Annotated in this window: 23 protein-coding genes; 3 read left to right on the top strand and 20 right to left on the bottom strand. The window is 57.6% G+C overall.

The genetic code is table 11. The features are described from left to right. Window positions 1–147: 147 nt before the first annotated feature. The 10 genes from QP909_RS01110 to rimM form a co-directional block, all read right to left on the bottom strand. Window positions 148–453 (bottom strand): DUF2469 domain-containing protein, encoded by a 306-nt coding sequence (locus tag QP909_RS01110; protein ID WP_005325239.1) that lies wholly within the window; start codon window positions 451–453, stop codon window positions 148–150. A 62-nt stretch (window positions 454–515) separates the two neighbouring features. Next, window positions 516–1157, bottom strand: coding sequence for a ribonuclease HII (locus QP909_RS01105; RefSeq protein WP_284765829.1), 642 nt, complete (start codon window positions 1155–1157; stop codon window positions 516–518). Beyond that, entirely contained in the window at window positions 1144–1881 is a 738-nt protein-coding gene (gene lepB, locus QP909_RS01100) for a signal peptidase I (protein ID WP_284765828.1), read from the bottom strand. The genes QP909_RS01105 and lepB (QP909_RS01100) overlap by 14 nt, the downstream gene beginning before the upstream one ends. After that, entirely contained in the window at window positions 1859–2662 is an 804-nt protein-coding gene (gene lepB, locus QP909_RS01095; RefSeq protein WP_284765827.1) for a signal peptidase I, read from the bottom strand. The genes lepB (QP909_RS01100) and lepB (QP909_RS01095) overlap by 23 nt, the downstream gene beginning before the upstream one ends. A gap of 184 nt (window positions 2663–2846) precedes the next feature. Further along, on the bottom strand, window positions 2847–3191 hold the full coding sequence (rplS, locus tag QP909_RS01090) for a 50S ribosomal protein L19 (protein ID WP_005325245.1): 345 nt from the start codon (window positions 3189–3191) through the stop codon (window positions 2847–2849). 148 nt (window positions 3192–3339) lie between these two features. Continuing rightward, window positions 3340–5454, bottom strand: coding sequence for a YhgE/Pip family protein (locus QP909_RS01085; RefSeq protein ID WP_284765826.1), 2115 nt, complete (start codon window positions 5452–5454; stop codon window positions 3340–3342). A gap of 202 nt (window positions 5455–5656) precedes the next feature. Beyond that, entirely contained in the window at window positions 5657–7993 is a 2337-nt protein-coding gene (locus tag QP909_RS01080) for a Tex family protein (RefSeq protein WP_284765825.1), read from the bottom strand. A gap of 146 nt (window positions 7994–8139) precedes the next feature. Continuing rightward, window positions 8140–8751, bottom strand: a complete 612-nt coding sequence (locus QP909_RS01075; RefSeq protein ID WP_284765824.1) for a hypothetical protein — start codon at window positions 8749–8751, stop codon at window positions 8140–8142. Between the two features lie 495 nt (window positions 8752–9246). Continuing rightward, window positions 9247–10119, bottom strand: coding sequence for a tRNA (guanosine(37)-N1)-methyltransferase TrmD (gene trmD / locus QP909_RS01070; RefSeq protein ID WP_284765823.1), 873 nt, complete (start codon window positions 10117–10119; stop codon window positions 9247–9249). Next, window positions 10116–10613: a ribosome maturation factor RimM gene (gene rimM, locus QP909_RS01065; protein ID WP_284765822.1), complete on the bottom strand. Its 498-nt coding sequence runs from the start codon at window positions 10611–10613 to the stop codon at window positions 10116–10118. Before rimM ends, trmD begins: the two co-directional genes overlap by 4 nt. Window positions 10614–10720: 107 nt before the next feature. On the opposite strand from rimM, the gene QP909_RS01060 reads away from it, so the two are divergent. Beyond that, the gene (locus QP909_RS01060) at window positions 10721–11125 is read left to right on the top strand and encodes a cupin domain-containing protein (protein ID WP_284765821.1); all 405 of its coding nucleotides are present in this window, start codon (window positions 10721–10723) and stop codon (window positions 11123–11125) included. A 38-nt stretch (window positions 11126–11163) separates the two neighbouring features. Beyond that, window positions 11164–11850, top strand: coding sequence for a TetR/AcrR family transcriptional regulator (locus QP909_RS01055; protein WP_284765820.1), 687 nt, complete (start codon window positions 11164–11166; stop codon window positions 11848–11850). 221 nt (window positions 11851–12071) lie between these two features. On the opposite strand, the gene rpsP is transcribed toward QP909_RS01055, so the two are convergent. Continuing rightward, window positions 12072–12587 (bottom strand): 30S ribosomal protein S16, encoded by a 516-nt coding sequence (rpsP, locus tag QP909_RS01050; protein ID WP_005325261.1) that lies wholly within the window; start codon window positions 12585–12587, stop codon window positions 12072–12074. Between the two features lie 353 nt (window positions 12588–12940). On the opposite strand from rpsP, the gene QP909_RS01045 reads away from it, so the two are divergent. After that, window positions 12941–15208 (top strand): acyltransferase family protein, encoded by a 2268-nt coding sequence (locus tag QP909_RS01045; RefSeq protein ID WP_284765819.1) that lies wholly within the window; start codon window positions 12941–12943, stop codon window positions 15206–15208. A 130-nt stretch (window positions 15209–15338) separates the two neighbouring features. Here the strand turns inward: QP909_RS01045 and ffh are convergent, their stop codons facing one another. From ffh to QP909_RS01000, 9 genes are all read right to left on the bottom strand, one after another. Continuing rightward, a complete protein-coding gene (ffh, locus tag QP909_RS01040; protein WP_284765818.1) occupies window positions 15339–16991 on the bottom strand; it encodes a signal recognition particle protein in 1653 nt (550 codons plus the stop codon). Window positions 16992–17042: 51 nt separating this feature from the next. Beyond that, window positions 17043–19166, bottom strand: a complete 2124-nt coding sequence (locus QP909_RS01035; RefSeq protein ID WP_284765817.1) for a [protein-PII] uridylyltransferase — start codon at window positions 19164–19166, stop codon at window positions 17043–17045. Window positions 19167–19172: 6 nt separating this feature from the next. Continuing rightward, window positions 19173–19511 carry a P-II family nitrogen regulator gene (locus QP909_RS01030; protein ID WP_005325265.1) on the bottom strand — a complete coding sequence of 113 codons (339 nt, stop codon included), beginning with the start codon at window positions 19509–19511 and terminating at the stop codon, window positions 19173–19175. A gap of 228 nt (window positions 19512–19739) precedes the next feature. Then, entirely contained in the window at window positions 19740–20108 is a 369-nt protein-coding gene (locus tag QP909_RS01025; RefSeq protein WP_239277421.1) for a Na+/H+ antiporter subunit G, read from the bottom strand. Between the two features lie 3 nt (window positions 20109–20111). Beyond that, window positions 20112–20402, bottom strand: a complete 291-nt coding sequence (locus tag QP909_RS01020) for a cation:proton antiporter (protein ID WP_239277420.1) — start codon at window positions 20400–20402, stop codon at window positions 20112–20114. Next, complete coding sequence (locus QP909_RS01015; RefSeq protein WP_239277418.1) at window positions 20399–20932, bottom strand: monovalent cation/H+ antiporter subunit E; 534 nt, start codon at window positions 20930–20932, stop codon at window positions 20399–20401. Before QP909_RS01015 ends, QP909_RS01020 begins: the two co-directional genes overlap by 4 nt. Then, window positions 20933–22474 carry a monovalent cation/H+ antiporter subunit D family protein gene (locus QP909_RS01010; RefSeq protein ID WP_284765816.1) on the bottom strand — a complete coding sequence of 514 codons (1542 nt, stop codon included), beginning with the start codon at window positions 22472–22474 and terminating at the stop codon, window positions 20933–20935. Next, the gene (locus QP909_RS01005) at window positions 22474–22950 is read right to left on the bottom strand and encodes a sodium:proton antiporter (RefSeq protein WP_005325274.1); all 477 of its coding nucleotides are present in this window, start codon (window positions 22948–22950) and stop codon (window positions 22474–22476) included. Before QP909_RS01005 ends, QP909_RS01010 begins: the two co-directional genes overlap by 1 nt. Next, window positions 22950–25928, bottom strand: coding sequence for a DUF4040 family protein (locus tag QP909_RS01000; RefSeq protein WP_284765815.1), 2979 nt, complete (start codon window positions 25926–25928; stop codon window positions 22950–22952). Before QP909_RS01000 ends, QP909_RS01005 begins: the two co-directional genes overlap by 1 nt. Between the last annotated feature and the right edge of the window lie 9 nt (window positions 25929–25937).

Genomic DNA, 25937 nt, shown 5'->3' with positions numbered 1-25937 from the left:
GAATCATTGACTAGCACAGGACACCGCAGGTGAAAGGGCCTACACAAGGGACACAAAAGCAAAAAGACCCTAGCTGTGGATAACTACGCTCTGCAGCGCTGTTATCCACAGCTAGGGTGCGGCACGTTGTACGCCAGCTTGACAAAGTTATTCCGGCATCATGAATTCCGGCTTATCCAGCTCCTCGATATTGACATCCTTGTATGTAATAACACGGACGTAGCGCACAAAGCGCGCGGAGCGGTACATATCCCATACCCAGGCATCCGACATGCGCACCTCGTAGTAGACATCAGGCCCAGAGGTATGCGGAATAAGCTCTACCGCATTAGCCAGATAAAAGCGCCGTTCAGTTTCAACGACATAGGAAAACTGGCTGACAACGTCCCGGTACTCGCGGTAGAGGGACAGCTCTACCTCAGCCTCGTAGTTATCGAGTTCCTCTGCACTCACGGTGGACCTCCAGGTTGTGGGTTAGCTCGCTATAGCTTAGCGCGAGGAAGGCTAGATTTTAGCTAGGCACGCGCGGCAAACTCCGCATGAGCACGGCGGACATTCTCGTAGCTCATCCGGTGCTCCGGACACGCTCCAAGCGCCGCAATTGCGGCCTCATGCGCCTTGGTTCCGTACCCCTTATGGCTGGCCAACCCGTACCCGGGGTACCGCGCATCCAGCTCGTGCATCAGGTGGTCACGGCTGACTTTGGCCAACACACTCGCCGCGGCGATACACCGTGCGGCCGCATCGCCACCGATGATGGGCAGGTGGGGTTGGATGAGGCCGGGGACAAAGAGGGCGTCGGTAAGCACATAGCCCGGACGTGCTTCCAGGCGCGCAACTGCCCTGCGCATGCCGGAAATATTGGCGTGCTGGATGCCGCGCTTATCAATGTCCCCGGCAGCAATATGCACCACAGACCAGTCCACAGCCTTGTCTTTAATGAGAGGAAAAAGCTTCTCGCGCTGTTTGGGGGTGAGCTTCTTGGAGTCAGTAAGCTCCGCCAACTCCTTGATCGGCCGCTCCGGCATCACACAGGCCGCGATGGTGATTGGTCCACAGCAGGCACCGCGCCCTGCCTCATCCACGCCAGCTACCGGACCTAAACCGGCCTTGCTCAATGCGACCTCGTAGGTGCGTCGCTGTTTAAGCCGCCGCATGCGAAATTTCCGGGTGCTCCACCCCACCCCAACGCGAAAGCGGCAAAATGACGGCCTCGACGCGCCCGCGGACATTGTCCACCGGCACGGTGCCCTGCAGATGGTCACCCAAGTGCGCACGGGAATCGAGGGAGTTGGTGCGATTATCACCCATCACCCAGAGGCTTCCTTCTGGGACGGTGACTGGGCCAAAATACTCACCGCCGCACTCTTGCGAGCCCACGCTGGGATCTACGGGAATCTCCGGCGGATCGAGGACGAAGGATTGCTCAATGGGCTTTCCGTTCACCATGACCGCAGGATCGCCAGCCTGACAACTCACCGTCTGCCCGCCGGTAGCAATGACGCGCTTTACCAGGATATTTTCCCCATTAGGAAGCAGCCCTAGGGCCGCCAAAGCGTTCTGCGCGCCGCGCACAAAAATATTGTGCGAGCGATTGACCTCAAACTCGTTATTCCATGAGTCGGGCCCTTCAAAAACCACAACCTCCCCGGGCTTGGGGTCCGTGAAGTAGTAGCTGACCTTTTGCACGGCAATGCGGTCATTTTTACAGCCGGGACACCCGTGCAGGGTCGGCTCCATCGAAGCAGAAGGAATGACATACATCCGCCCCACCAGCGCCTGCAGAAGTACTAGCAGGACAAAGCCTGCCACCACGGGGAAAAGAAAATCCCGGGTGCGCAGGCGTTGGGAGGAAGGCTTATTCCTGAATGTCCGGGTCATCGACCCCACCTATGCGGGTAAACGGCCAGAATACAAATTTCACCTTGCCGCGGACGTTTTCTACTGGAACCGTGCCATGGAACTTATCGGTCATGTGGTAGCGAGAATCGGCCGAAGCAGTACGGTTATCGCCCATCACCCAGATATTGTCCTCCGGTACCTCGACGGGACCAAAGTACGGACCACCGCAGGCCTCCGAGCCAGTCGATTCATCTACCGGGTAGGTTGGCGGGTCTTGCACGTAGTCTTGCTCGATGGGCTTGCCATCTACCATGACTGCAGGATCGCCCTCTTGGCAGGACACTGTCTGTCCTCCGGTAGCAACCACACGCTTGACCAGAGTATTTTCGTCTGGCGGCGCCAAGGATACGAAGCTCAACGCATCCTGCACGCCATGAATGACCGGATTGGACGAGCGCGGTGAGACGAAGCTGGAATTCCAGTCCTCAGTGCCTTTAAAGACGACGACATCACCTGGTTCTGGCTCGCCGTCACCGTAGTAAGAGATCTTTTCCGTAAAGATACGGTCATTTGTGCAGCCCTCGCAGCCGTGGAGGGTCGGCTCCATCGAACCCGATGGGATTACATACTGCCGGCCGATAAAGTTCTGGAATAGTCCGACGATCACGAGAACCGTCGCCACGACCAGAAGTGTTTCCAGCAGCCACGGCATATCTTTCTTCTTAGTCGCCTCTTTGCCTTGCTGGGTGACCTCGCCCTGTACTGGGTGGGCCCCCTCGCCTTCTGACGGCTGTTCCTGCGAGATGCTGTCTTTATTCACGCGCTAGATCCTAGCAACCCCACGCCCGATGTCCGGTCTTATCCCCCTCGCGGCAGGGGGATTCACAGACAACTTTCCGTTTAGATCATGCTTCCAACTTTGGAATAAGCGCCATTGGGCATTGAAAAATCCCCTTGCACCCACAGTTGGGTGCAAGGGGAAGCTGGCGCGCAGCGCGCTAGTACTAGCGGCGCTCCTTGATGCGAGCCTTCTTTCCGCGCAGATCGCGCAGGTAGTAGAGCTTCGCACGGCGGACGCGGCCACGGCGGGAGACCTTGATGGACTCCAGGTTCGGGGAGTGAACCGGGAAGGTACGCTCAACGCCGATACCGAAGGAAACCTTACGGACGGTGAAGGTCTCGCGGATGCCGGAGCCCTGGCGACGGATGCAGATGCCCTTGAAGAGCTGTGCACGCTCGTTGTTGCCCTCGATAACCTTTACATTAACGTCGAGGGTATCGCCTGGGCGGAAGGACGGGATATCGTCGCGCAGCTGTGCTGCATCGACCTTGTCAATAATGTTGGACATGCCAATATTCCTTTTCAGTTTGGGACAGAGGACCCTAGCGGCGTACTGCCTAACCGGTTCGTGCCCGTTACATAGAACGGTGTACTACTTTTCCATATTCGCCAGCAAGAACCAAATTCCTCTATAGCTGGTCCTGGCCCCACCCAAACTATGCCACCGCAGTGGACTTTGCACGAAATAGGTGTTCATCAACAATTTTTGCAGTACCTAGGTGACGCGCGCGGAAAACCGCTTGAGACGCTAAAAGCGCAAGCAGTGCGGTCACGACCAGCACCCCCATGCCGGTCCAGAAGGTCGTATCATAAATTCCGTCAGTAGCTCGCGTGAAGGCATCCTTTGCATAGGTCATCGGATGGAGGGGGTGAACAGCGCTGAGCGGCCGCGGAATAGCGGCTACCGGCCACACACCGCCGAAGACCATCACGCCTAAAGCGAAGAGTCCCGCGGCAAACACACCACCTACCTTTCGCCCAAACGTCACCAAGAAGAACTGGTAGGTTGCCGCGCCTGCTGCAGCTATCGCCGCTATCACCCCAAGTATCATTGGCCAGCTTTCAGGCACCCAGCCCAGCGTCGCAGACATGAGTGCCATAAATGCCAGAGCAAGAAAGTTGAGAATAGTTAGTATGCCAAAAGCTCCAAGTATTCCGCGCGCTGGATGCACCGCACGGACTCCCCGTCGACCTAAGTAATACGGAAGCATCAGAGTTACAAGCAGCATGACGAGGAAGCCAAAGACAAGGATCAAAAGGAGTGAGGCACCGCCGGTAATGTCCTTGCGAGTAGGGTCCAAGGGATTTACCACGGTTTGAACCGGATGCACATTGGACGCCGTGAAGTTGATAGGCACGGCCATGTTCTGTGCCGATTTATCGGGCTTGGAAATAGTTGGTGCTTTGGCTACTCCCTCCGCCAGCTTTTGGGATAGTTCACCGGAGCCAGACTTGAGCTTATCCATACCGCCTTTAAGCTCGGCACCTCCGGCCGCTAACCGGTCGGTTCCTTCTTTAAGAGTACCGGTGCCTGCATGAAGGCGGGTGGCACCATCGTGGAGCTGCGAGGCTCCATCGCTTAGCTCTCCCACGCCTCCACGTAGCTGCTTGGTTCCATCCGAAAGACGATGGGCACCAACATTGAGCTTATTCATTCCCCCCAGATACTCCGAGTTGGGATCTGAAAGGTTGTAATAAAGCTGACCAGTCCCCTCCGAAAGCTGCTCGAGTTTATCCACCATGTTTCCGCTCGCTTCAGGGTCAAGCTTGGATACGAGCGAATTAAGTTGGTCCGCCTGCTGCTCCATACCTAAATTGCGCAATGCCCCCACCAGCTGCGACAGTGCTGGGACCACAATCTGGGCCTGCTTAAGCACTGGAGTAAGCATTCCCGTGAGCTGATTGACTCCACCATCAATCTGGCCGGCACCGTCAGCAAGACGGCCAGTTCCAGAAAGCAGTTTATCGGATCCTGTGGCAAGCTGAGCCGCACCTTCATCGAGCTGAACCGCGCCCTCATCGAGGCGCCCAACTCCTTCATTGAGGCGAGCGGTTCCATCGACCAACGACGAGGTTCCGTCATTAATCTTTCCGGCACCAGCTCCCAATTCTTGGATTCCACCGACAGCACGGCTACCGCCCTCCTGAAGCTTCCCAGCGCCCTGATCGAGACGCCCAGCGCCGTCGGCGGCATTGCCTAGGCCGTCACTTAGTTTGTTGAGCCCCTCAATTACCTGGTCAGCGTATTTCTTCGAGATCGCGTTTTCCACACTGGTTTGCACCTGGGGAATCAGACTTGAGGAGATGACGGAACCATTGGACCCGTAATAGTCGTTACTAGCAAAATGGATTTCAGGTTTGACGGGATTGTCACTGATGATGGTCACCGCCTGCTGGGAAAAATCTTTGGGGATGGTCACCACCATCAAATACTTGCCCTTGATTAGACCTTCATCACCCTCAGTCTTTTCCACCTCTGTGAAATTGAGGTAGTCGGTATCTAGCAATCCTTCTACCACCTGGTCACCGTAGTTGGTGTACGTGTCCTGCTTATCTACGCCCACGTCCTCATTGACCACCGCCAAGTCGATCTTGCGCATGTACTTGGAAGGGTCCCACATCGCCCACATCATGGTCCCGGCAATAATGATGGGCGCAACCAAGAAGAACACTATGCATACTCGGGCCACCACGCTGCGGGGCCGCCAATCGAGTAGGCGGTGCCAACCCAATACTCCCCTGCCGTAACCTCTTTTAGCCCCGTTGCTCATTTCTTTCTCCTTGCACTAAACAGTGACTCGAACGATCGGATATTTAGTTTTGCCAAACTTACCATTTTGGGTTGATATCCGCGCATATTGAACACCAATCCATTCAAAACTTGTATCCGAACAGGAAAAGCTCCCATCGCCTACGGCGATGGGAGCTACACAGCTGGGCGAATCAGGGCTTCCCAACGGCAGTTGAAAGCGGTTAGAATCCTGCCTTCTTCAGGGCATCGGCCATAGCTCCGCCACCACCGGCGCTACCTGCCCCACCCGTGCGGCCGCGCGAGCCACTCCGGGATCCGCGCCCAGAGTTGTGGCCGGAGCGCTTTCCTTCTCCCCTGCCGCCGGACTTAGCGGAACCACGTGGGGAATCACCGCGGCGCTTGGGAGCCGGCTGCCCCGGTTCATCATCCAAACGGAGGGAGAGACCGATGCGCTGGCGCTCCACATCAACCTCCATGACCTTCACCTTGACCACCTGGCCAGAGCGCACGACCTCGTGCGGATCGGAGACAAACTTGTGGCTCATGGCAGAAACGTGGACGAGACCATCCTGATGGACTCCGACATCCACGAAGGCGCCGAATGCCGCCACGTTTGTCACCGTGCCCTCAAGAATCATGCCCGGGGTGAGATCGGAAACCTTATGTACGCCCTCTTTAAAGGTGGCGGTCTTGAACTCAGGGCGCGGGTCGCGTCCGGGTTTATCCAGCTCGGCGATGATATCGGTCACCGTAGGAATGCCGAAAGTCTCGTCTGCAAAGTCTGCTGGCGCCAGCGTGCTAAGTACGCGGGTATTGCCAATAAGTTCAGAAATACCCAGGCCCGTCTTCTCCGCGATGCGGGAGACGACAGGATATGCCTCAGGGTGTACGGCAGAGGAATCCAGCGGATCGGTACCGCCGTTGATGCGGAGGAAGCCTGCAGATTGCTCAAAGGCCTTAGGCCCAAGACGCGGTACCTTCTTCAGTTCCTTGCGGGAAGCAAAAGAACCGTGTTCATTGCGGTAGGCCACAATATTGGTAGCGATGGTGGAATTGACACCAGCTACGCGCTCAAGCAGCGGGACGGAAGCGGTATTGAGATCAACGCCCACGCCGTTTACCGCACTTTCCACGACGCCATCAAGAGTGCGGGCGAGCGCCGTCTGATTAACGTCGTGCTGGTACTGCCCCACACCAATGGCCTTCGGATCAATCTTGACCAACTCAGCCAAAGGATCCTGCAAGCGGCGTGCGATGGAGACCGCGCCGCGCAGTGAGACATCCATGTCGGGGAATTCCTCCGCCGCAAGCGGCGAGGCTGAGTAAACCGAAGCTCCGGACTCCGATACCACTACAGGAGTGGGTCGCTGACCGCCGGCTTGCTTGATGAGGTCCGCAATTTCCTGGGCAAGCTTCTCGGTCTCGCGGGAGGCAGTGCCGTTGCCGATGGCCATAAGGTCTACAGAATGCTTGGCGCACAGGGTCGACAGCGTCTGAACTGCTTGGCTCCACTGGTTCTGCGGCTGATGCGGGTAGACAATGGCGGTGTCGAGCACCTTACCGGTTTTGTCCACTACCGCGCACTTCACACCATTGCGGTAACCCGGATCCAAGCCGATGGTGGCACGTTGGCCAGCAGGTGCCGCGAGCAGCACGTCGCGCAAATTGGTGGCAAAGATCTTCAGCGCGCCTTCCTCCGCAATCTCTTTGAGCCGCATGCGAACGTCCAGGCTAGAGGAAATATAGAGCTTGGTGCGCCATCCCCAATGGACGGCGTTGGCGAGCCACTTGGAGGAGCGATCCAGCTCGAAGCGGGAGGCGATTACATCCTCGTAATCGGCGTCATCGCCGGCATCTAGCTGCAACTGCAGCACGCCCTCATTCTCGCCACGCAGCAGCGCCAAAATGCGGTGCGAAGGCAGCTTGTGGAAGGGCTCGTTGAAATCAAAGTAGTCCTTAAACTTCGCGCCTTCGGCTTCCTTGCCCTCAACAACGCGCGCGCCCATGGAGCCCTCAGTGAACATACGCTCGCGCACTTCACCCACCAGATCCGCGTCGAGCGCGAAGCGGTCCACCAAAATGGCGCGGGCGCCGTCGAGTGCCTTTTTGGTGTCCTCAAAGCCCTCGGTGGTAAAGGCCTGTGCCAACTCTTCTGGAGCGGCGTTGGGATCCGCAATGAGCTTATCGGTCAGCTCCTCAAGGCCGGCTTCGCGGGCAATATCGGCCTTCGTTTTGCGGCGCTTTTTATACGGCAGATACAAATCTTCTAGGCGCGCCTTGGATTCGCAGGCAAGGATTTGTTCCTTGAGGGCGTCGCTAAGCTTGCCCTGCTCTTCAATCGCCGCAAGGATGGTCTCCTTGCGCTCCTGTAGTTCTTTTAAATAATTCGCGCGCTCTTCAATGGTGCGCAGCTGGGAGTCATCCAGCCCACCGGTGGCCTCCTTGCGGTAGCGGGCGATAAAGGGCACTGTATTGCCCTCCGCAAGCAGCTGCAACGCGGTAGAAACCTGCGATTCCTTGACGTTGAGCTCGGCGGCGATAGTGGCCGCAATATTCACGTGGTCTCCTCACTCTTTCTCGAGGCTTGGGATTAGACCCACCCAATTTACCGCACGTCCCCTTTACTGCCTTCGCTTGCCGACGCCCCCAATACGCACAAAACCTCCTTTCCCCAGTAAGGAAAGGAGGTTGCCGTAGTGCGTTCTTAGTAGATAACCACGCGGGCGTTATCGCCGCCGGAGCAGGAAACGCGCGAAGAGCTACCGGAGCAGTACATGGTGTAGGTACCACCTGTTGCCGGCGAGTAGACACTCAAGGTAGCGCCGGTTCCGCCGCCAGCGACCCAGTTATTCATAAACGCGGTATAGACGTTGTTGGCAAACCCACTGGAGGTTTTGCTGGTAGCCGCATAGTAGCTAGTGAAGTCACTCCAAGAGTGCCCATTGCTGCTGCCAGAAGACGCTGCCTGTGCCGGCGCTGGAGCTGGAGCATCCTTGGTCTTGGTGACCGTGACCGGGCTGGAATCTTCATCCTCATCGTCTGCATCGTTCTTGGAGGAGCCGGAGCCACTATTCGCATCCGCCTGTTGGAATTGACTATCGGCAGCCGCGCTAGTCGATGCATCATCCTTGTTAGTGGTCACGAACATGATGACCATGGCAGCCACCGCGATAACCGCCACAATGGCTGCGATAATCGCGGCGATCGTGGCGCCACCTACGCCACCGCTTCGCTGCGGCTGGGAATAATACTGCTGATTGTACTGGGGCGGTTGTTGGCTATATCCACCGTAGTTATTGCCATTGGGAGCCGTCATGGTTAAGGGACCACCTTGGGAATAGGAATCTGAAGGGAATGTCCCCTTTACTATAACCCTAGAAGGCATATGCGCTGCAGTTTAGGCAGGAAAAAGCGCTAAAGAGTTTTCCAGATTGCGCTTATAACCCAGATTCGGCCCGCCACACCGCTGGGGCGCCAAGCCCCATCTCTGTAAAACCGATTTCCGCACTGCCCACCCACGAGGCTGCCGGCGGCAAGCAGTCTGCCACCAGGGCGGCCACTGTGGCCAGGGGCTGTGTGGTCTCTCCGTTTACGATGAGCCGCCACACCGGAATTCTCTGCGGCCACTGGCCGAATCTGAAGCGATATTCCTGCGCTAGCGGGCTGCTTTCAGTGCACTCCTCCGCTACCTGGAGGGCAAAAATGCTTATTGGCTTAAAACCCCGGACACGTATCGCCTCCGGTAATGCTTCGAGGCTTTTCTCCCACTCCTGGGTTACTAGGAGTACCGAGAGGTCAGCGCTTACCTCCATTAGCTTTCACCCTGGGTGTTGGCTTCTTGTTCCAACTGCGCGATGAAGGCCTTGTCGTCCTTATCGAGCTCAGCCGCCTCCAAAAGTTCGGGACGGCGTTGCCACGTGCGCAGCAATGCCTGTTCCCTCCGCCATTTGTCTACCAAACCGTGGTTTCCCGAGGTGAGGACGTCCGGCACGGCTAGGCCACGCCACTCTCGCGGCTTAGTATAGCTCGGGCCTTCTAAGAGACCATCAGAAAAAGAATCTTCCTCATGAGAGCGCTTATTTCCCAGCACACCGGGGATGAGGCGCACCACAGCCTCAGCAATCACCAACGTTGCCACTTCCCCACCGATCAACACATAATCGCCGATAGAAACCTCGCGCACGCGGTAACGCCGAGCGGCGTCATCCACCACGCGCTGATCGATGCCCTCATAACGCCCGCAGGCAAAAACAATATGCTCCTCATTGGACCACGCCCGCGCATCTGCTTGGCTAAACGGTTTTCCCGTTGGCGTCGGCACGATAAGCAATGGGAGGTCGCTATCCTCATCGGCCGTGGCATCAACCGCATAGGCTTGTGCCTCTACCCCTTCTAATTCATCGTGGCGCGGACGGTTCAAATGTGGCAGCGCAGACTCTAGATTGGGCGCACTTTCCCGCGCAGCAACGCTATCGAGCGCCGGCCCCCAAACTTCTGGCTTCATAACCATGCCGGGACCACCACCGAACGGCGAGTCATCGACAGACTTATGCGCATCCGTAGCCCACTGCCGCAGATCGTGCACACCTACTTCAAGGCGACCTTGTTCAATGGCCTTTCCCAGAAGCGCATGCCGCAACGGGTCCAGGTACTCCGGAAAGATGGTGATGACGTCAAGCCTCATAGGTCAAGCAGTCCTTCCGGCGGATCGATAGTGCACGTTCCGGCCTCTAGGTTCACCTCAGGAACAATGGCATGCACGAAGGGAATGAGCGCCTCCTTGCTGTTATCGAGTTCTACCTCCAACAAATCCTGGCTTCCGCCGTGGATGACCGATGTGACCTTACCGATTTCCTTGCCCGCTAAAAGAACGCGAAGCCCTTCCAGCTCATGGTCATAAAAGCCACCATCATCACTGTCGAGCGGCGCGGCAAAGAACTTGGTACCGCGGAGGCTATCCGCCACTGTTCGGTCTTTGATCTCTTCGAAGGTGACGAGCAGCCTTCCCTTATGGCTCCGGACCGCCTTGATAGTTAGTGTGTGCCCCTTCTTGCCCTGCGTGCCATGAAGAACTTCCCCTACCGCAAAGCGCACCTTCGGCTCATCCGTAGTGGCCTCGACTACGACTTCGCCTTTCACGCCGTGCGATTTAATCACGCGACCAATCATCAATTCCATAGCGGAAATTCTACAACACAGACCTCTTTGCCCTTGTCAGTCATAAACTTCCGCCACTTTAGAAAGCTAACCCAGAATTTGAGTGTCATTGTCGTTAAAGTGGGTCCATGAGCAACCTACCTACCAACTTCCCGGAAACCTTTGGCGCGGCTTCTCATTCCAGTGGCACCTCTGCCATGACCGCGCTCAACCTGCTCGACATCGCACCAGATACCGATCCGCAACGCCCGCGCCCAGGCGTCCAGCGCATCTTAAGCGCCGATGGTGCCAACCTCATTCTCTTTAGCTTTGCACCAGGACAGTCCCTGCCCGATCACAAGGCCGCACATCCGATCACCGTGCAGGCGCTGCGCGGTGAGCTTGACTTCAGCTACGGCAGTGAAACCATCACGCTCACCCCCGGCTCTATCGTGCACCTTCCTGCATATGAGGTACATAAAGTCGAGGCTACAAGCGAGAGCGGCGACCCTTCTACCCCCGCAATTTTGCTGCTCACCATGCTGACTAAATAGTTTATACGTACATAGGTTTTGTTGATAAAATGAGTTTTATGGAAACCCACAATAAGCCCTACCATCATGGAAACCTCCACGATGAGCTGCTCCGTATCGCTGTTCAACTAGGCAAAAGAAGCGGCCCCGACGCAATTACCGTTCGTGCGGTAACTCGCGAAGCAGGAGTGTCCCCTACCTCTGCATACCGCCATTTCAAGGACCAAGAAGAACTGCACGATAAGGTCGCTGAGCTTGCCACCGATGAGTTGGTCCGGCGTTTACACGAGACTACCGAGACTGCAGAGGGCCTAGATTTTCCAGAGCACCTGATGCAGATTGGTTATGCTTACCTCGAGTTTGCCTTGGATGAGACTAATTTCTTCCGCTGCATGCTGGAGTGGAAGGCGCTGCGTTTCATGCTTGGCGTAGATCCCGATACGGAAGATGACCCAAAGATGGATCATCTACAGCAGATTCGCGATTTCTTCGCCCTGTTGTCCCGCCACGCGGAAGCGCTGGACAATACCACTGACGCTACGTATTTCATGCAGAATGCCCTGCTGGCTTGGTCGGCCATTCATGGATTTACCGTACTTGCCATCGACGGCCCTTTGTCCCGGCTTCCACGCGAGCAGATCCTCGAGCTTTTCGCTCCGGTTGTTGCTGGCGCCCTGCGCGGCATGGACTTTAAGGATCCATCCAACGTCCACAGCCGCTACCCCAATTACAAGCCACAGAGCTAAAGGCGAACCGGCACATCCCCGAGAGGGACGCCGAAAGTTTTCTTGCGCGCCAATTTCACTAGCGACCGCGCACGCAGCCCCGCCACGGGCTAGCGTGCACGGTCGTTTTCGTGTGCCGGCATTATAGGCACCAAAAACTACAAAGGCCCCGCCACTACGACCAGTGATCGTAGCGACGGGCCCAAAGCTAGAAGCGCTATGCGCTTAGCAAGGGAGGCAGATTACTCTGCGGACTCCTCGGAAGCTTCCTCAGCCTTCTCCTCGGCCTCAGCGTCAGCTTCGCCGGCGGCAGCAGCGGCAGCCTCTGCAGCAGCAGCTTCCTCAGCAGCCTTCTTCTCAGCCTCTTCCTTTGCCTTCTTCTTCTTTTCGGTGATGGCCTCGATGGTCGGGCCGTTGTTGGCCTCAGCCAGTGCCTCGTTGAAGATCTCCAGCTTGGACTTCTTCTCCTCAGCAACCTTCAGGGTGCCCTCTGCGCCCGGCAGACCCTTGTGCTTCTGCCAGTCACCGGTGACCTTCAGCAGAGCGAGAACCGGCTCGGTTGGCTGTGCGCCAACGGACAGCCAGTGCTGTGCACGCTCGGAGTCGATCTGGATGAGGGAAGGCTCTTCCTTCGGGTGGTAGATACCGATGTTCTCGATGACCTTGCCGTTACGACGGGTGCGGGCATCAGCAATAACAACGCGGTACTCAGCAGCGCGGACCTTGCCCAGGCGCTGCAGCTTGATCTTGACAGCCATGTTGGCTCCTTTACTAGTCACTGGGCAGTACAGACGCGCACTAGGTTGTGCGCCGGTTCAACCCTTGGATTTTATCTGCGCGTGACATACCGGCCGACCGTAGACGGGAACGGTGCTACGCAGAATATTACGTTCTTCAGTTTCTCTAGCTCAGAATATCCGAGTAGATAACCTGGGATATTTTAGCGCGAGTAGCTGCATTTTCAAAAATCACTACGCTACGCACGCAGGTTCGTTATGCCTGCGATACTGAAGCAGAGTACCCTTAGGGGCCGAATATAGACATTTCGTTTCATATGTATGGCGCGCCTTCCGCCTTACCATCCAGGCATAGGCGCACGAAAAGACAGTTTATGACTAAAGAATCACCGCGAAATTTCCGGTACCGCTATGACCTTGATGGTCTGCGCGGTATTGCCATCGGCCTAGTAGTTATCTACCACGTATTCGTCGGACGCGTTTCCGGCGGCGTCGACGTATTCTTGCTGCTATCCGGCTACTTCTTCTTGGGCTCCCAACTGCGCTACGCGAGCAAGCCCAACGCCTCGCTGAACCCATGGTGGCCCATCTGGCGTACCTTGCGGCGCCTGGTACCAAGCTTGGTTTTGGTCATCGGTGTGACCTACATTCTAGTGCGCATTTTCACCCCGCAGCTCATGCGCACCGAGCTCACTCAACAGATCACAGCCACCATGCTGTACTACCAGAACTGGGAGCTAGCGGAACAAAACGCCGACTACACGGCGGCCGCGGCTGATACCTCACCGCTACAGCACATGTGGTCCATGGCCGTGCAGGGCCAGTTCTACATCATGGGCATTGCCTTCGCGCTCATCTTGGCGGCCATCATGAAGTTCCGGCCAAAGCAGCAACCTTTGGGCAAGCGCAGCTTCCCCACGGTCAACCAGATTGCTGGCCCGATCCTCATCGTGGTCACGATTGCTTCCTTTGCCTATGCTTCGCGCCACGGCCTCTACGGAACTCCGGAGAACTACTACTCCACCTGGTCGCGCGCTTGGGAGTTGACCTTGGGCGCGGTCCTGGCCATCTACGGTTCCTCCTGGAAGATTCCAGCCCGCCTCTATGATCTCTTTACTGGTTTGGGCCTTCTGATGCTCATCTTTACTGGTGCCATCATCGCGGATACCACTGCGTACCCTGGCCCGCTTTCCCTCTTGCCACTAGGCGGCGCCGTACTCATTATCTTGGGCGGCGGTGGCAAGATTTCCAAGGCCATGGCCTCCAAGCAGGCGCGCTGGCTGGGCGACGTAGCCTATCCGCTCTACCTGTGGCACTGGCCGTTGCTCATTTTGTCCACCTCCTACCTGGGTCAAGAAACCCCATCGTGGTGGTTGGGCGTCATCATTATCGTCATTTCGCTGGTGTTGGCGGACCTCACGCACCGCTTTTTGGAAAAGCCCCTACGCCAGCATCGCAAGCGCCCCACGTCGGAGGATCTACCGGTGCGCAAGGGCCTGTCGACCTTGCAGAAACCCGCCGGTGCCGCCCGCGGTATGGGTGGCGTTGTTGTCGCCGCGGCTGTTATCGGCCTCTTGGCGGTCCAACCGCTATGGATGCGCACACTGAATGATGCTGATGCAGAGCTTTTGGATCCTGCCCTTTACCCCGGCGCAACGACGTTCATCAACGACATCACCCCGCCGGATAATGTGGAAATTAAACCTGATCCGATCCTGGCCGGCGGCATCCAGCCACCGGTAGCGACAAATTGGTGCTTCGTACCAGATAGCCAGCCTGCTGACTTCTTCTTCGAAACCCGCAAGGACGGAAAGACCCCCTGCATTTTCGGTGACCCCAACGCAGAGAAGGAAGTCTATTTGGTTGGCGGTTCCCACGCGGAGCAGTATTCTGCCCCGCTGGACCGCTTAGGCAAGGAAATGGGCTTTAAGTTGGTACCGCTGCTGCGCCAGGGCTGCCCGATTGAATTGGGTGACGATGTCACCGTGACCCCAGAATGTGCCGAGTGGGGCAAGCTGGTCATGGATCGCATCGAAGAGGCGAACCCGGCCTTGGTCATCTCGAATACCACTCGCCCGCAAAATGAATATGGCACCGGCCCTGATGCCGTGCCCGCCGGCTACCAGGCGTTCTGGGATGAATTGGCCGACCGCGATATTCCTTTCTTGGGCTTCCGCGATAACCCGTGGGGATTCGATGAAGAAGGCCGCCCACGCGAGTTTGATGAATGTTACGTCGCTTCCGAAGATGCTTATGGCTGCGGCATGCGCTTTGAGCAGGTCTACCAGCCTTTTGACCCCGGTGCGGTCGTGCTGTCGAAGTACCAGAATATGCTCTCGATTGATACCGCTCCGTGGTTCTGCGATGCCAATGGTGACTGCCCGGTCATCATCGGCAATACGATGGTCTACCGCGACATGCACCACATCACCAATGCTTTTGCGGAATCTGCAATGCCAATGATCCGCGAGGCCCTAAAGCCCTTCCTTAACGGGGAAAAAGTCCAGCAGGAGGCCCCGGATATTCCACCGGAGCAGGCTGCAGGAGCCGTGGAGCAAGCGCCCGCAGCGCCTACCAACGCCGGCAAGCAACATGCCAACCCAGTCCCCTACCCCAACGCTGGCCAAGATGAGGCAGTCTAGCCCCTAAGATCCAAGACCGGCTGCGCTTTCGCGAAGCCGGTTTAGGGGGGCGTCGACAAACGCAAGCACAAAAAAGGGGCTTCCGCGCGAATGCGGAAGCCCCTTTTGCTCTGGCCACGGGCCAGAAAGACTACTTTGTGCCCTTGCCAAAGTCTAGGTTGTCGAGGTCGATATTTTCCATTCCCTTCGGCATCTTTGGCATACCGGGCATACCTGGCATGCCACCGCCGCCGCCCATTTGCTGCTGGAGCTTTTGCAGCTCCTCCATGGACGGCATGCCGCCACCACCGGGCATTCCTGGCATTCCGCCCATGCCCGGCATACCGCCTGGCATCTTCGGGCCGCGGTTGCCACCGCCGCCTTTGCCCTTCTTGCGCTTGCCGTTTTTGCCCTTGCGACCCTTGGGCTTCTTCTTGGTAGCGGAGCGACCGCCCATGCCGCCCATGCCGAATTGGCCGGCCATCTTGGACATCATCTTCTTAGCCTGGTTGAAGCGCTCAATGAGCTGGTTGACCTCGGAAACGCTTACACCAGAACCATTAGCAATGCGCTTGCGGCGCGATGCATTGAGAATCTTCGGATCCTCACGCTCCTGCGGCGTCATACCGCGAATGATCGCCTGGATGCGGTCCAGCTGCTTTTCATCCACCATGGCGGCCATTTCATTCATCTGCTTGCCGCCGGGCATCATCTTCAGCAAGTTGCCGATGGGGCCCATCTTGCGGATCATCAGCATCTGCTCAAGGAAGTCATTGAGCGTCAGCTCGCCAGAGCCCAGCTTAGAGGCTGCCTCTTCGGCCTTCTGGTGGTCTAGGGTTGCTTCAGCCTGCTCGATAAGGGAGAGCAAATCACCCATGCCCAGAATACGGCTGGACATGCGCTCTGGGTGGAAGACATCGAAATCATCGAGCTTCTCACCGGTAGAGGCGTACATGATGGGCTTGCCGGTGACCTCACGGATAGACAAGGCCGCACCACCACGGGCGTCACCATCCAGCTTGGTGAGAACGACGCCGGTAAAGTCCACGCCATCGCGGAAGGCCTCGGCCGTCTGCACGGCGTCCTGGCCGATCATGGAGTCGATGACAAAAAGGACTTCGTCCGGGTTGACGGCATCGCGGATATTGCGCGCCTGCGTCATCAGGGTCTCATCGATGCCCAAGCGGCCAGCGGTATCGATGATGACCACATCGTGCTGCTTCTGCTTGGCCTCAGCAATGCCCTGCTTGGCGACGTCCACTGGGTCCCCATGCGAGGTACCCATTTCATGCTCGTTGGAGTCCAGGGAGGTTCCCGGATCCGGAGCAAAGGTCGGCACCTCAGCGCGCTCGCCGACGATTTGCAGCTGCTGCACCGCGCCTGGGCGCTGCAAGTCACAGGCCACCAGCATCGGGGTATGGCCCTGCTTCGCCAGGTGCTTGGCCAACTTACCGGCCAAGGTAGTTTTACCAGCACCCTGCAGGCCGGCGAGCATGATCACAGTCGGCGGGTTCTTAGCCAAGTTCAGGCGGCGAGTTTCGCCACCCAGGATCTCAATGAGCTCCTCATTGACGATCTTGACTACCTGCTGGGCTGGGTTGAGCGCCTCAGAAACTTCCGCGCCGCGGGCGCGTTCCTTGATGCGCTTGATAAAGCCACGGACGACGGTCAAAGACACGTCGGCTTCCAGCAGCGCGAGGCGGATCTCGCGGGCAGTGGCATTGATATCAGCCTCGGTCAGTTTGCCCTTACCGCGCAGGCCCGCCAGGGCTGACTGTAGGCGGTCTGATAGTGAGTCAAACACTACGGATGCGCTCCCTTTATTTAGATCGATCTAAAGTTCAACTATTCAATCTTAGTCCCTAGCCAGGGCCCTGGTCACATTCCCCACCACGGTAGCGCGAGAAACCTGCCCGGCGAGGTACACATTGACAATCATCGTCGCGCCCAAAATCTCATGGCGCAGCCACACAAAGTCCGGCAATGCCTCAACCAAGTGCCCTAAAGCGCCGATGCGCTCGACTGTCCGGATGACCAAAATGCCGCCCACATCGAATGCCGCAGTGGTCACCTCTCCAGTAATGGCCGGCAGCTCCGTATAAGTTCGTGAGTTATAGGACTGGATAAACCTTATCTCCTGCGCTGCTTCCTTTAGGGTCTGTTGCACCGTGCGGATGAAAAACTCCGCCTTATAGGCACCGTCCTCCTCGCGAACGATTTTCGCCCGCACGATGGTCCACCCCAGAGCCGATAACAAGGCAAAGATGCGCTTTAACTCTTCTTGCGAGGAACCGCACCACGACACACTAACTTCTTGGTCTTCCCAATCCACTTTGAGCGCAACGCCTTCGCTAGATAGCGGTACATGCACAGCAGGGCGGTCGAGAACACGTGGTTTGAGCGCCTCAAGTGCCCGCGCGACGATCAGCTTCTGTGCTTGCTCCACCCGCGGTGTCCACACGCCCGGCCCAGTCGATTGGGCATCCGCCTCAGCCAACACCGCTAACAGGGATATAGTCAGCTGATCATAATGCGCGGCAGCCAAGAGGGCGTCGCGAGCGGCATCGGAAGCTGGGTCCATCGTCGCTGCTAACCGCGCCAAGGTGGTATGTTCTGCCACCAGGGTTTGGGCGCGCGACCTATCGGCGACGCTCAGCCGCATACGGGCTGCCTGGCGGGTAATCATCTCCGCACCGACTTGGGCGTGGGGGCGCCCGTAGCCCTTGCCTATGTCATGGTAAAGCGCGGCCAACAGCAATAAGTCCGGACGAGCCACTGACGTACGCATCTGCGCGCACCGCGTTACCGTTGCGATGAGATGATGGTCCACTGCATTGACGTGGCTGCGCTCGCGGGGCAACAAGCCGCGCACATGCCCCCATTCTGGGACTAAACGTTCCCACAGGCCATAGCGGTCCAAGTCCTGTATGACGCGCGGCGTGCATCGCGGGGAGGACAAAATAGCGAAGAAGTCATCCACCGCTGCCCGCGGCCAGCGTGGCGGCAGCTCAGGCAAGTCTTGGAGCTGGTGCCAGGTGGTCTCGGCGATGATATATCCCGTGCGCGCCGCGGCAGCTGCCACGCGGGTGAGCAGCCACGGGTCTTCCACATTTGGATTGCGCGAAAGGAAAATGTTGCCGCCCTCGGACACCACGTCCACATCGAGCGGACGGCGCCGGCCCCGGCCGGTCACTGAAGCATTACGGCCTAGCACCCCACGGGCGGTAGCAAGGCCGCGCTCCACCGCCTTATTGACCGTGGCCGCAGCGCTGACCAAAGCTGCTGTCAGGGCATAACGGCTTTCAAACCCCAGATCCGCAGCGACATCCGCGGCGAACTCGGGATCCAAGATATCCCGGTGGCGCCGAGCTGTGACGTGCAGGAGCGTGCGGGCGTCGAGAAGCAGCCGCTGCTCAATGTCTAAATCTGGAAAGTCGCACAGGTTGCCCAAAGCCATCGCGCGCAAGAGCTGAATATCGCGCAGTCCCCCGCGCCCGTTCTTCAGGTCTGGGTTCGTCATCGCTGCCACCGCGCCCGAGCGCTTCCACCGAGTAATCGCGGTATCCAAGAAATCATCAAAGCCGCGTTGCAGCTGGCGCCGCCACGCCGCGAGCAATTGCGCCCGCGCCTCATCCACCAGAACCTTGCGCCCTGCTACAAAGGCCAAATCCAACTGGGCAAAGCCGGCCGAGGCATCTTCGGCAGCAATCGCCCCGCACTCTTGTGGGGTGCGCAGGGCATAATCCAGGCGGTACTTGGCATCCCACACGGGGTACCACAGCTGCTCCACCAGCGCCGGATCTGGCTCGTGACCTTCCGGATAGATGAGGATGACATCAATATCCGAGTGCGGGGTCATCTCATTGCGCGCAAAGGATCCGGTGGCAGCGAGCGCGGTTCCAGGAGGAAGCTCGAGACTGCGCAATACACGAAGCGCCGAGGCATGGGCCTCGGCGCGAATCTGTGCGGCGGTATGCATGCGGGCTTAGAGTGCCGCCTCGCCGCGCTCGCCAGTGCGCACGCGAATAGCATCTTCAACTGGTGTTACCCACAGCTTGCCGTCGCCGATCTTGCCCGTGTAGGCAGCATCCACAATGGCGTTAATGATGTCTTCGACGTGGTCATCCGCCGCAACAACTTCCAGCTTGACCTTAGGTACAAAGTCAGTGGCGTATTCTGCCCCTCGGTATACCTCGCTGTGCCCACGTTGCTGCCCGAAGCCCTGGCTTTCTGTAACAGTGAGGCCGCGAACTTCCTGCTGCTCCAAAGCCTGGCGGATTTCCGGCAGGGTGAAGGGCTTAACGATGGCCGTGATGAGTTTCATTGTTACTCCTTGCTATCTCTTCGGGGCGGGTCTAGAGGCACCGAATAATGTGCACCCATTCTAGCCCGAGCACGGCAATTGCTGTGCAACTTTATCCACATTGCGAATCTAGGGCGCTGGTGGGTTCAGAAGACCCACTGTGCAACCGAAAAGCGACGAGCTCCTCTCCTCCCCCGCAGCTACGCGCAGGAGCAGAAAAGGCTCGCCGCCAGAAGGAGCTGGAAAAGACTAGATATCGTCTTCCTCTGCTTGTACGGTCTGAACTTCTTTATTGTTGTGCTTGGCGTGCTTGACGTCGGTGACGGTTACGCCATAGATGGAACGGCCCAGATAAAAGGAACCTACTGAGCCGATGATCCATACACCGAAGCAGGCGATCAGTGCCTGGATGAGCAGCCACAGCGAAAAGCCATCACGGCCAAAGTCCACTACTAGCTTAGCCACGATGATCAGCGGTACCGCAAGTCCCACGGTAGGGCCCAGCAGGTTGGCACGGGTCAAGGCATCGGGCGCTCGCCACAAAGACACCACCGTTGCGACCACCAAGAGGGTAGCGATGATAAGCAGGACCGAAGCGATAATTTCAGAAATGGCCATGGTTTATCGCCTGCCCTTCGAAATAATGCGGGCCATCGATAGCGTCGGTAGCACACCTGCCGCAATGGCTGCGAGGAGTGCAATGTAATACGCCATCGGGGCATTATTGGTCATCGACCAGGCTAAATACATGCAGATCATGCCGTAAAAAACGATGTCCGACGTAATGGCGCGGGTGAGCTCATCGCGCGTACGAAGCCCCAGCAGCACGCCGCACCACGTGGCGATGCCCATGATGAATACGCATACAAATACGACCCAGCCGAACGGGGACAATGTGGCAAAGTCAATCATCGCTCGGTCTCCTTTCTGCGTTGTACGTTGCGGGCGCGGCGCTTTGGCTTTTCGACGTCCGCTTCGCTTTCTGAAAGCGGAGTGTCCTCCGCCCGTGCCAAGTCAGGCGAGCGCATATAGCGTCCCACGGACTCGAGCGGGTACTCGTAGAACGCCTCATCCAATTCTGTAGTCTCCCCTTGACCCGGGACGCCGTAGTCGATGTCCTTAACCCGCGGGGCGAGGCGCTGTTCCATATCAGCCAGATCAGCGACGATTCCCGCTGGATCGGATCCTTGGACGGCCTGTACCAGCACGATGCGCGGCAGCCCCTTGCGGGGCGGTTCGCGCAAACCGAGCGAGAGCGTGCCCGGGGTTGCGGTAATGGAAGACGTAAACCAGAAGATCTCCCAGGCGCTAGTCACGCGCAGTGGGTAGCGAATGATAACCGGGTTGTATTCGGTATCGGGTTTGAAAGCCGCCAATGCCAAGCTAATGCCGGCGACGAAAATCTCCTTGATGAGCCACAATGCATACACAATTGCGTTCATTTAACGGCCCTCCTGGATGTCATCGATATTGGGAACGGCAATCGGCTCATCTCCCAAGACGGTTTCAGTATATGCGTTAGTGTCCAGCAGCTGCTCCGCTGCGGCATCCACAACATCGAGGACGATGCCGGAGAAGATGAACATGCACAGCGAACCAAGGATGAGAGCCGCGGATGGGGCCATGAGCTTTTTGCGGATGACCAATTCATCCGGGACCTTGTCCTCCGGCAGACCCTTGCCCCAGAAGACCTTGCGCCATACGCGCAGCATAGCCAAGAAGGCAGCGAAGGAAGCGATGATGATGGCCGCGATGGCAATCCAGGCCCAAGCACCGCCCACGCGGGCAATCTCGAAGACAATCATCAGCTTGCCCCACATGCCCGAGAACGGTGGGAAGCCCACGACGGAGAATGCACCGGCAGCGAAAATCCACGCGATGATGGGGTCGCGGCGAGCAAGGCCGGAAAGCTTGCTGAGCAAGCCTGTGCCGTAGGTCTCCTCAATGGCACCAGAGGCCAAAATCAGCGAACCAACGGTCACCATGTGGTGAATCGTGTACATGATGCCAGCTGCCAGGGCGCGACGTGGGTCATCAGAGGTAAACGCAAGCATGACCAAAATGAAAGGCATGCCGTTGAGCATCTGGTAGCCGAGGACGCGGCGGATGGAATTTTCCGCTAGGCCACCAAAGGCGCCGATCATCATGGAGATAATCATGATGACGATGATCAACACATTCCAGCGCTGTTCCAGATCGAATAGCTGCACGTAGAGCCGGTAGAGCATGTAGACGGCCACTTTGGTGTGTAAGCCGGAAAACAGGCCCATCACCGCGGCGGAGGTCCCTGGGTAGGTGCGTGGCAGCCACGACTGCACGGGGAACACGCCGGCCTTGGCGGTGATTGCAATGAGGATCAAGCCTGCTGCCACAGTCACCGGCCCATTGCCTGCCGCTGCACCTTTCAGCGCGCCCAGGTTGACCGCACCGGTAACCGAATACATATAACCTACGCCAACAACCAACAAGGTGGAGGCGAAAAGGTTAACCAAGACGAAGGCACGGCCGGCTGCCAAGCGCGACCACGTACCAGACATGGTGATAAGGCCATAGGACGGCAGAAGCATGACCTCAATAAAGACGAAGAAGTTAAAGAGGTCGGCGGTGAGCAATGCACCGCACACACCGGTGATCAAAATCAGGGTGAGCGAAGGATAGTAGCGAGACTTTGTCTCCCCGCCCACAATGGCAAACCAGTTGGCACCAAACGCGACGATCATCGTAGTAATGATCATCAACGCGGAGAAGGAATCCGCCGCAAACGGAATACCCACATTGCCTTGGTAGAGGCCAACGGTGTGGGCTACTACCCCATTGTTCATGGTGTAGATGAGCAGGCCCAGGCCGGCGAAAATTCCAACACCCGGGATGATAAGCATGATGGAATCGCGTACCGCACGCCACGGTGCCAGCAGTGCGAAGGCCGCTGCAATCAGCGGGACCGCTGGAAATAGCGGAAGGAGTTGAGCTACAGCATCAGCCATTATTTGTCATCCTCCTTCTGTTGAGTTGCCCCGCGTTCTGCAACGGGAGTGTTGTGGTCCACCTGACCGATTCGGTCCAGCTGATTGGTGGACTCTTCCAAAATTTGGCGATTTTGGGCGTCTCGACCCAAGGTCGAAAAGGCATGGTCGATGGTGTTGTCATCAACCGGCTCCACCACGTCGGTGTCGTCGTTCTTGCCCATGGCCGCCATCGTCAACAAGATGGTCGAGGTTGCCATGGAAATAACAACGGCGGTCAGCACGAAGGCCTGCGGCAGCGGGTCGGCCATCTGATCGTGCGGAACCTGGGATGGAAAGGACTCTCCGCGGTAGGAATACACGCCCGTAGCCAGCAGCATCAGGTTGGCACCGTGGCCAAAGGCCATCATGCCCAACACGATGCGTACCAGGCCGCGCTGCTGGATGAGATAGACAGCACTGCCGATGAGTAAAGCAATAGTCAGTGCAAGGATCATTACTTCTCCCCTCCCCGGTTAGCCGCGGAGCGCTTATTCTTCCTCTTCGTCTTTGCTTCCGAAGGCGTCAGCAAGGCCAACGGATCGGTCGAAGGGTTGATCGGGTCTGGGTACGGATCGTCGACATCCTCAAGCGAAATTCGTGGAGTCGTCGGCAGCGCGGAATCATCATCATGAACCCATGGCAAGAATTCACGCTCCGTTCCTGGGCGCAGGTAGCCGCCCAATGCGTTAATCGCCATAGTCAACATACCCAGCACCGCTAAGTAGATGCCCAAGTCGAAGATGAGAGAGGTGGTCCAGTGTTGGCCAAAGGCTTCGGCATGGATTGCAGCCAGGAAGCCACCATTGCCAATGCCGTGGTGCAAGTAGCCTACAAAGCCGGCGATCAAGGCGGTGATGATGCCGATACCGGTCAGGCGAATCGGAGTCATGCGGCCGAAAACAATTTCATCAGAGCCACGGGACAGATAGATAAGCCCGATTGCTGCACCCATGATCAGCGCCGCGGGGAAGCCGCCGCCGGAGGCATTGTGCCCGCGGAAGAAAACGATGACGGACATAATGACCAACAGCGGGATGACAACGTGCACGCCCTTGCGCAATGGCACGGAGTTCAGCTGGGACTGGCCAAACGGTGCTGGGCGTGTACCCGACTTGAACGGGAATCGCGGCAACGTCGTAGTGATGGCTGCAATAACCACCGCAGCCATACCCAGAACGGAAAGCTCGCCCAAGGTATCGAGTGCACGGAATTCCACGATAATCGTAGCGACAACATTGTCGCCGCCGGTGATATCCGGAGCATTGTCCAGGTACCACATGGCCAAATCGGAGCGCTCGTGACGGCCCATGAGACCCCACACGCCCAGGAACGCAGCCACACCAGCAAAGACCGCAATGACGATAGAGCCGGTCTTGCGGGATTTGTTCTTCACCGGCTGGAAGGTTTCTGGCAGGTAGCGCAGCACCATCATCATGACGATGACGGACAGGGCCTCCACCATAAACTGCGTCAGCGCTACGTCAGGTGCGCCAAGCAGGAACATCTGCAAGGTCACGCCCGAGCCGGCAATGCCAATCATGATGGCACCGGTCAAGCGGTTCTGGGTGCGCACCAGACCAAACATCGCTAGGGCGATAATGCCCAGTGGCAGCAGGTCCCATGGGTTATCCAGACCATCCACCCGTGGCTGCAGTGCTACCCCGTCAACGCCATCGCGGATGAGAGTGGTAGCAGCCAGCACGATGATCAAAATGACAATCGGCAGCATGTGGCGGGATGGATTATGCGAGTCGGACATCTTGCCCAGGACGCGCCCCAACTGGGAGCAGCCCTTCATCAAGGAATACAGCAAATCATTGCCGCTGCGCGGCATGAACTCGTGAGCTTCAAAGCTTGCCCACATCTTCTTGCGGGCAAAGATACCGGCAATACCGAGGATGAGGACTACTAGCGAGATAAGGAAAGGAACGTTGAGCCCGTGCCAGAGGGCAAGGTGCGAATGATGCTCCAATCCCACGGCAGCCACTGCATCATCAATCGGGGCATCAAAGAGCCCGAGCACAAACACCAGTGGCAGGGACATAAAGCCCGGCAAAGCTGCGGGCAGCCACAGCGACACTGGGGCTTCATGGACATCTCCCATGTCGCGAGGTCCATCGAAGAAGGCGCCGAAGACAATCTTTGCGGAGTAAGTAAAGGTAAAGAAGGCACCGATACCAGCAACGATGAGTAGGATTACCTGGCCCGCGCCGCCAATCGGGGCGTCCTCAAACGCGGTGAGCATTCCTTCCTTGGACACAAAGCCCAGAAGCGGTGGCACCGCAGCCATCGAGGCTGCACCAATTACTACGGAACCAAAAGTCCACGGCATCTTATTCCACAGTGGTCCAAGGCGGCGAATATCGCGCGACCCAGCCTCGTGGTCGATAACGCCAATGAGCATAAACAGCGAGGACTTAAACAGCGCGTGGGCCAGAGTATGGACCAACGCGGCGGCGATAGCGAACGGGGTGCCCACACCGATGGTGGCAACGATCCAGCCCAGATGGGAGACGGTGGAATAGGCCGTAAGCTTCTTCAAATCCGTCTTCTGCACTGCAAATACCGCGGACATCACCGCGGTGCCCATGCCTACGACGATGAGCAACCAATTCCACACCGCCACATCGTGGAAGATGGTGGAAAAACGAATAAGCAGGTACACACCGGCCTTGACCACTGCTGCTGCGTGAAGGAAGGCCGATACCGGGGTGGCGGCGGCCATAGCCTCTGGCAACCAGAAATGGAATGGGAACTGTGCCGCCTTAGTAAAGGCGGACACCGCAATCAACACTGCTACGGCTGCCGTTATCCCTGGGCGTTCCGTCCATACAGGGGACGCCAAGATATCAGAAACGGTAGTCGATCCGGTCACCGTCGCGGCAATACCCAAGCCGGTCAGCAGGGTCAATCCGCCAATGAAGGTCAGGATCAGTGTCCGCTGCGAACCAGCCTCGCCGCCGGAACCGGAGCGAGCAATCAACATAAACGAAGCCAAGGAGACTAGCTCCCAGGCAAGGAACAAAACCACCACGTCGTTGGCCAGAACCAGCAACAAGATGGACAGCGTGAACGCTGTCATCAAGGTATAAAAGCTGGTGTTGCCCTCATTCTTGGGCAGATAGGCCGCCGAATACGTGAAAACGACGGCGCCAATGACCAGCGCCAACATAGCGAAGAAGATGCTCAACGCGTCCCCGCGGAGAGCAAAACTTACGTCGACGCCTGGTGCGATGAAATCACGCACCCAAGTGGCGTGGAAACTTAATTCCTCCCCGGCTGCAATGGCAGGAAATTCCTTGGCGATAAGGACCGCTGCAATAAGAAAAAGGCCAGCTAGTGGATAGCCTGCCTTTCGGTCAATAACCTTTACGGTTACCGGTGCCAAGATCACTGCCAGCGCCGCGAGGAGGACTGCATAAAGTAGCGTCACGAAATACTT

This window comes from Corynebacterium sp. MSK195 (assembly GCF_030228885.1).
GTDB lineage: Bacteria > Actinomycetota > Actinomycetes > Mycobacteriales > Mycobacteriaceae > Corynebacterium.
The sequence above is the reverse complement of the archived record's forward strand: the minus strand, read 5'-3'. Positions and strand labels throughout refer to the sequence as shown.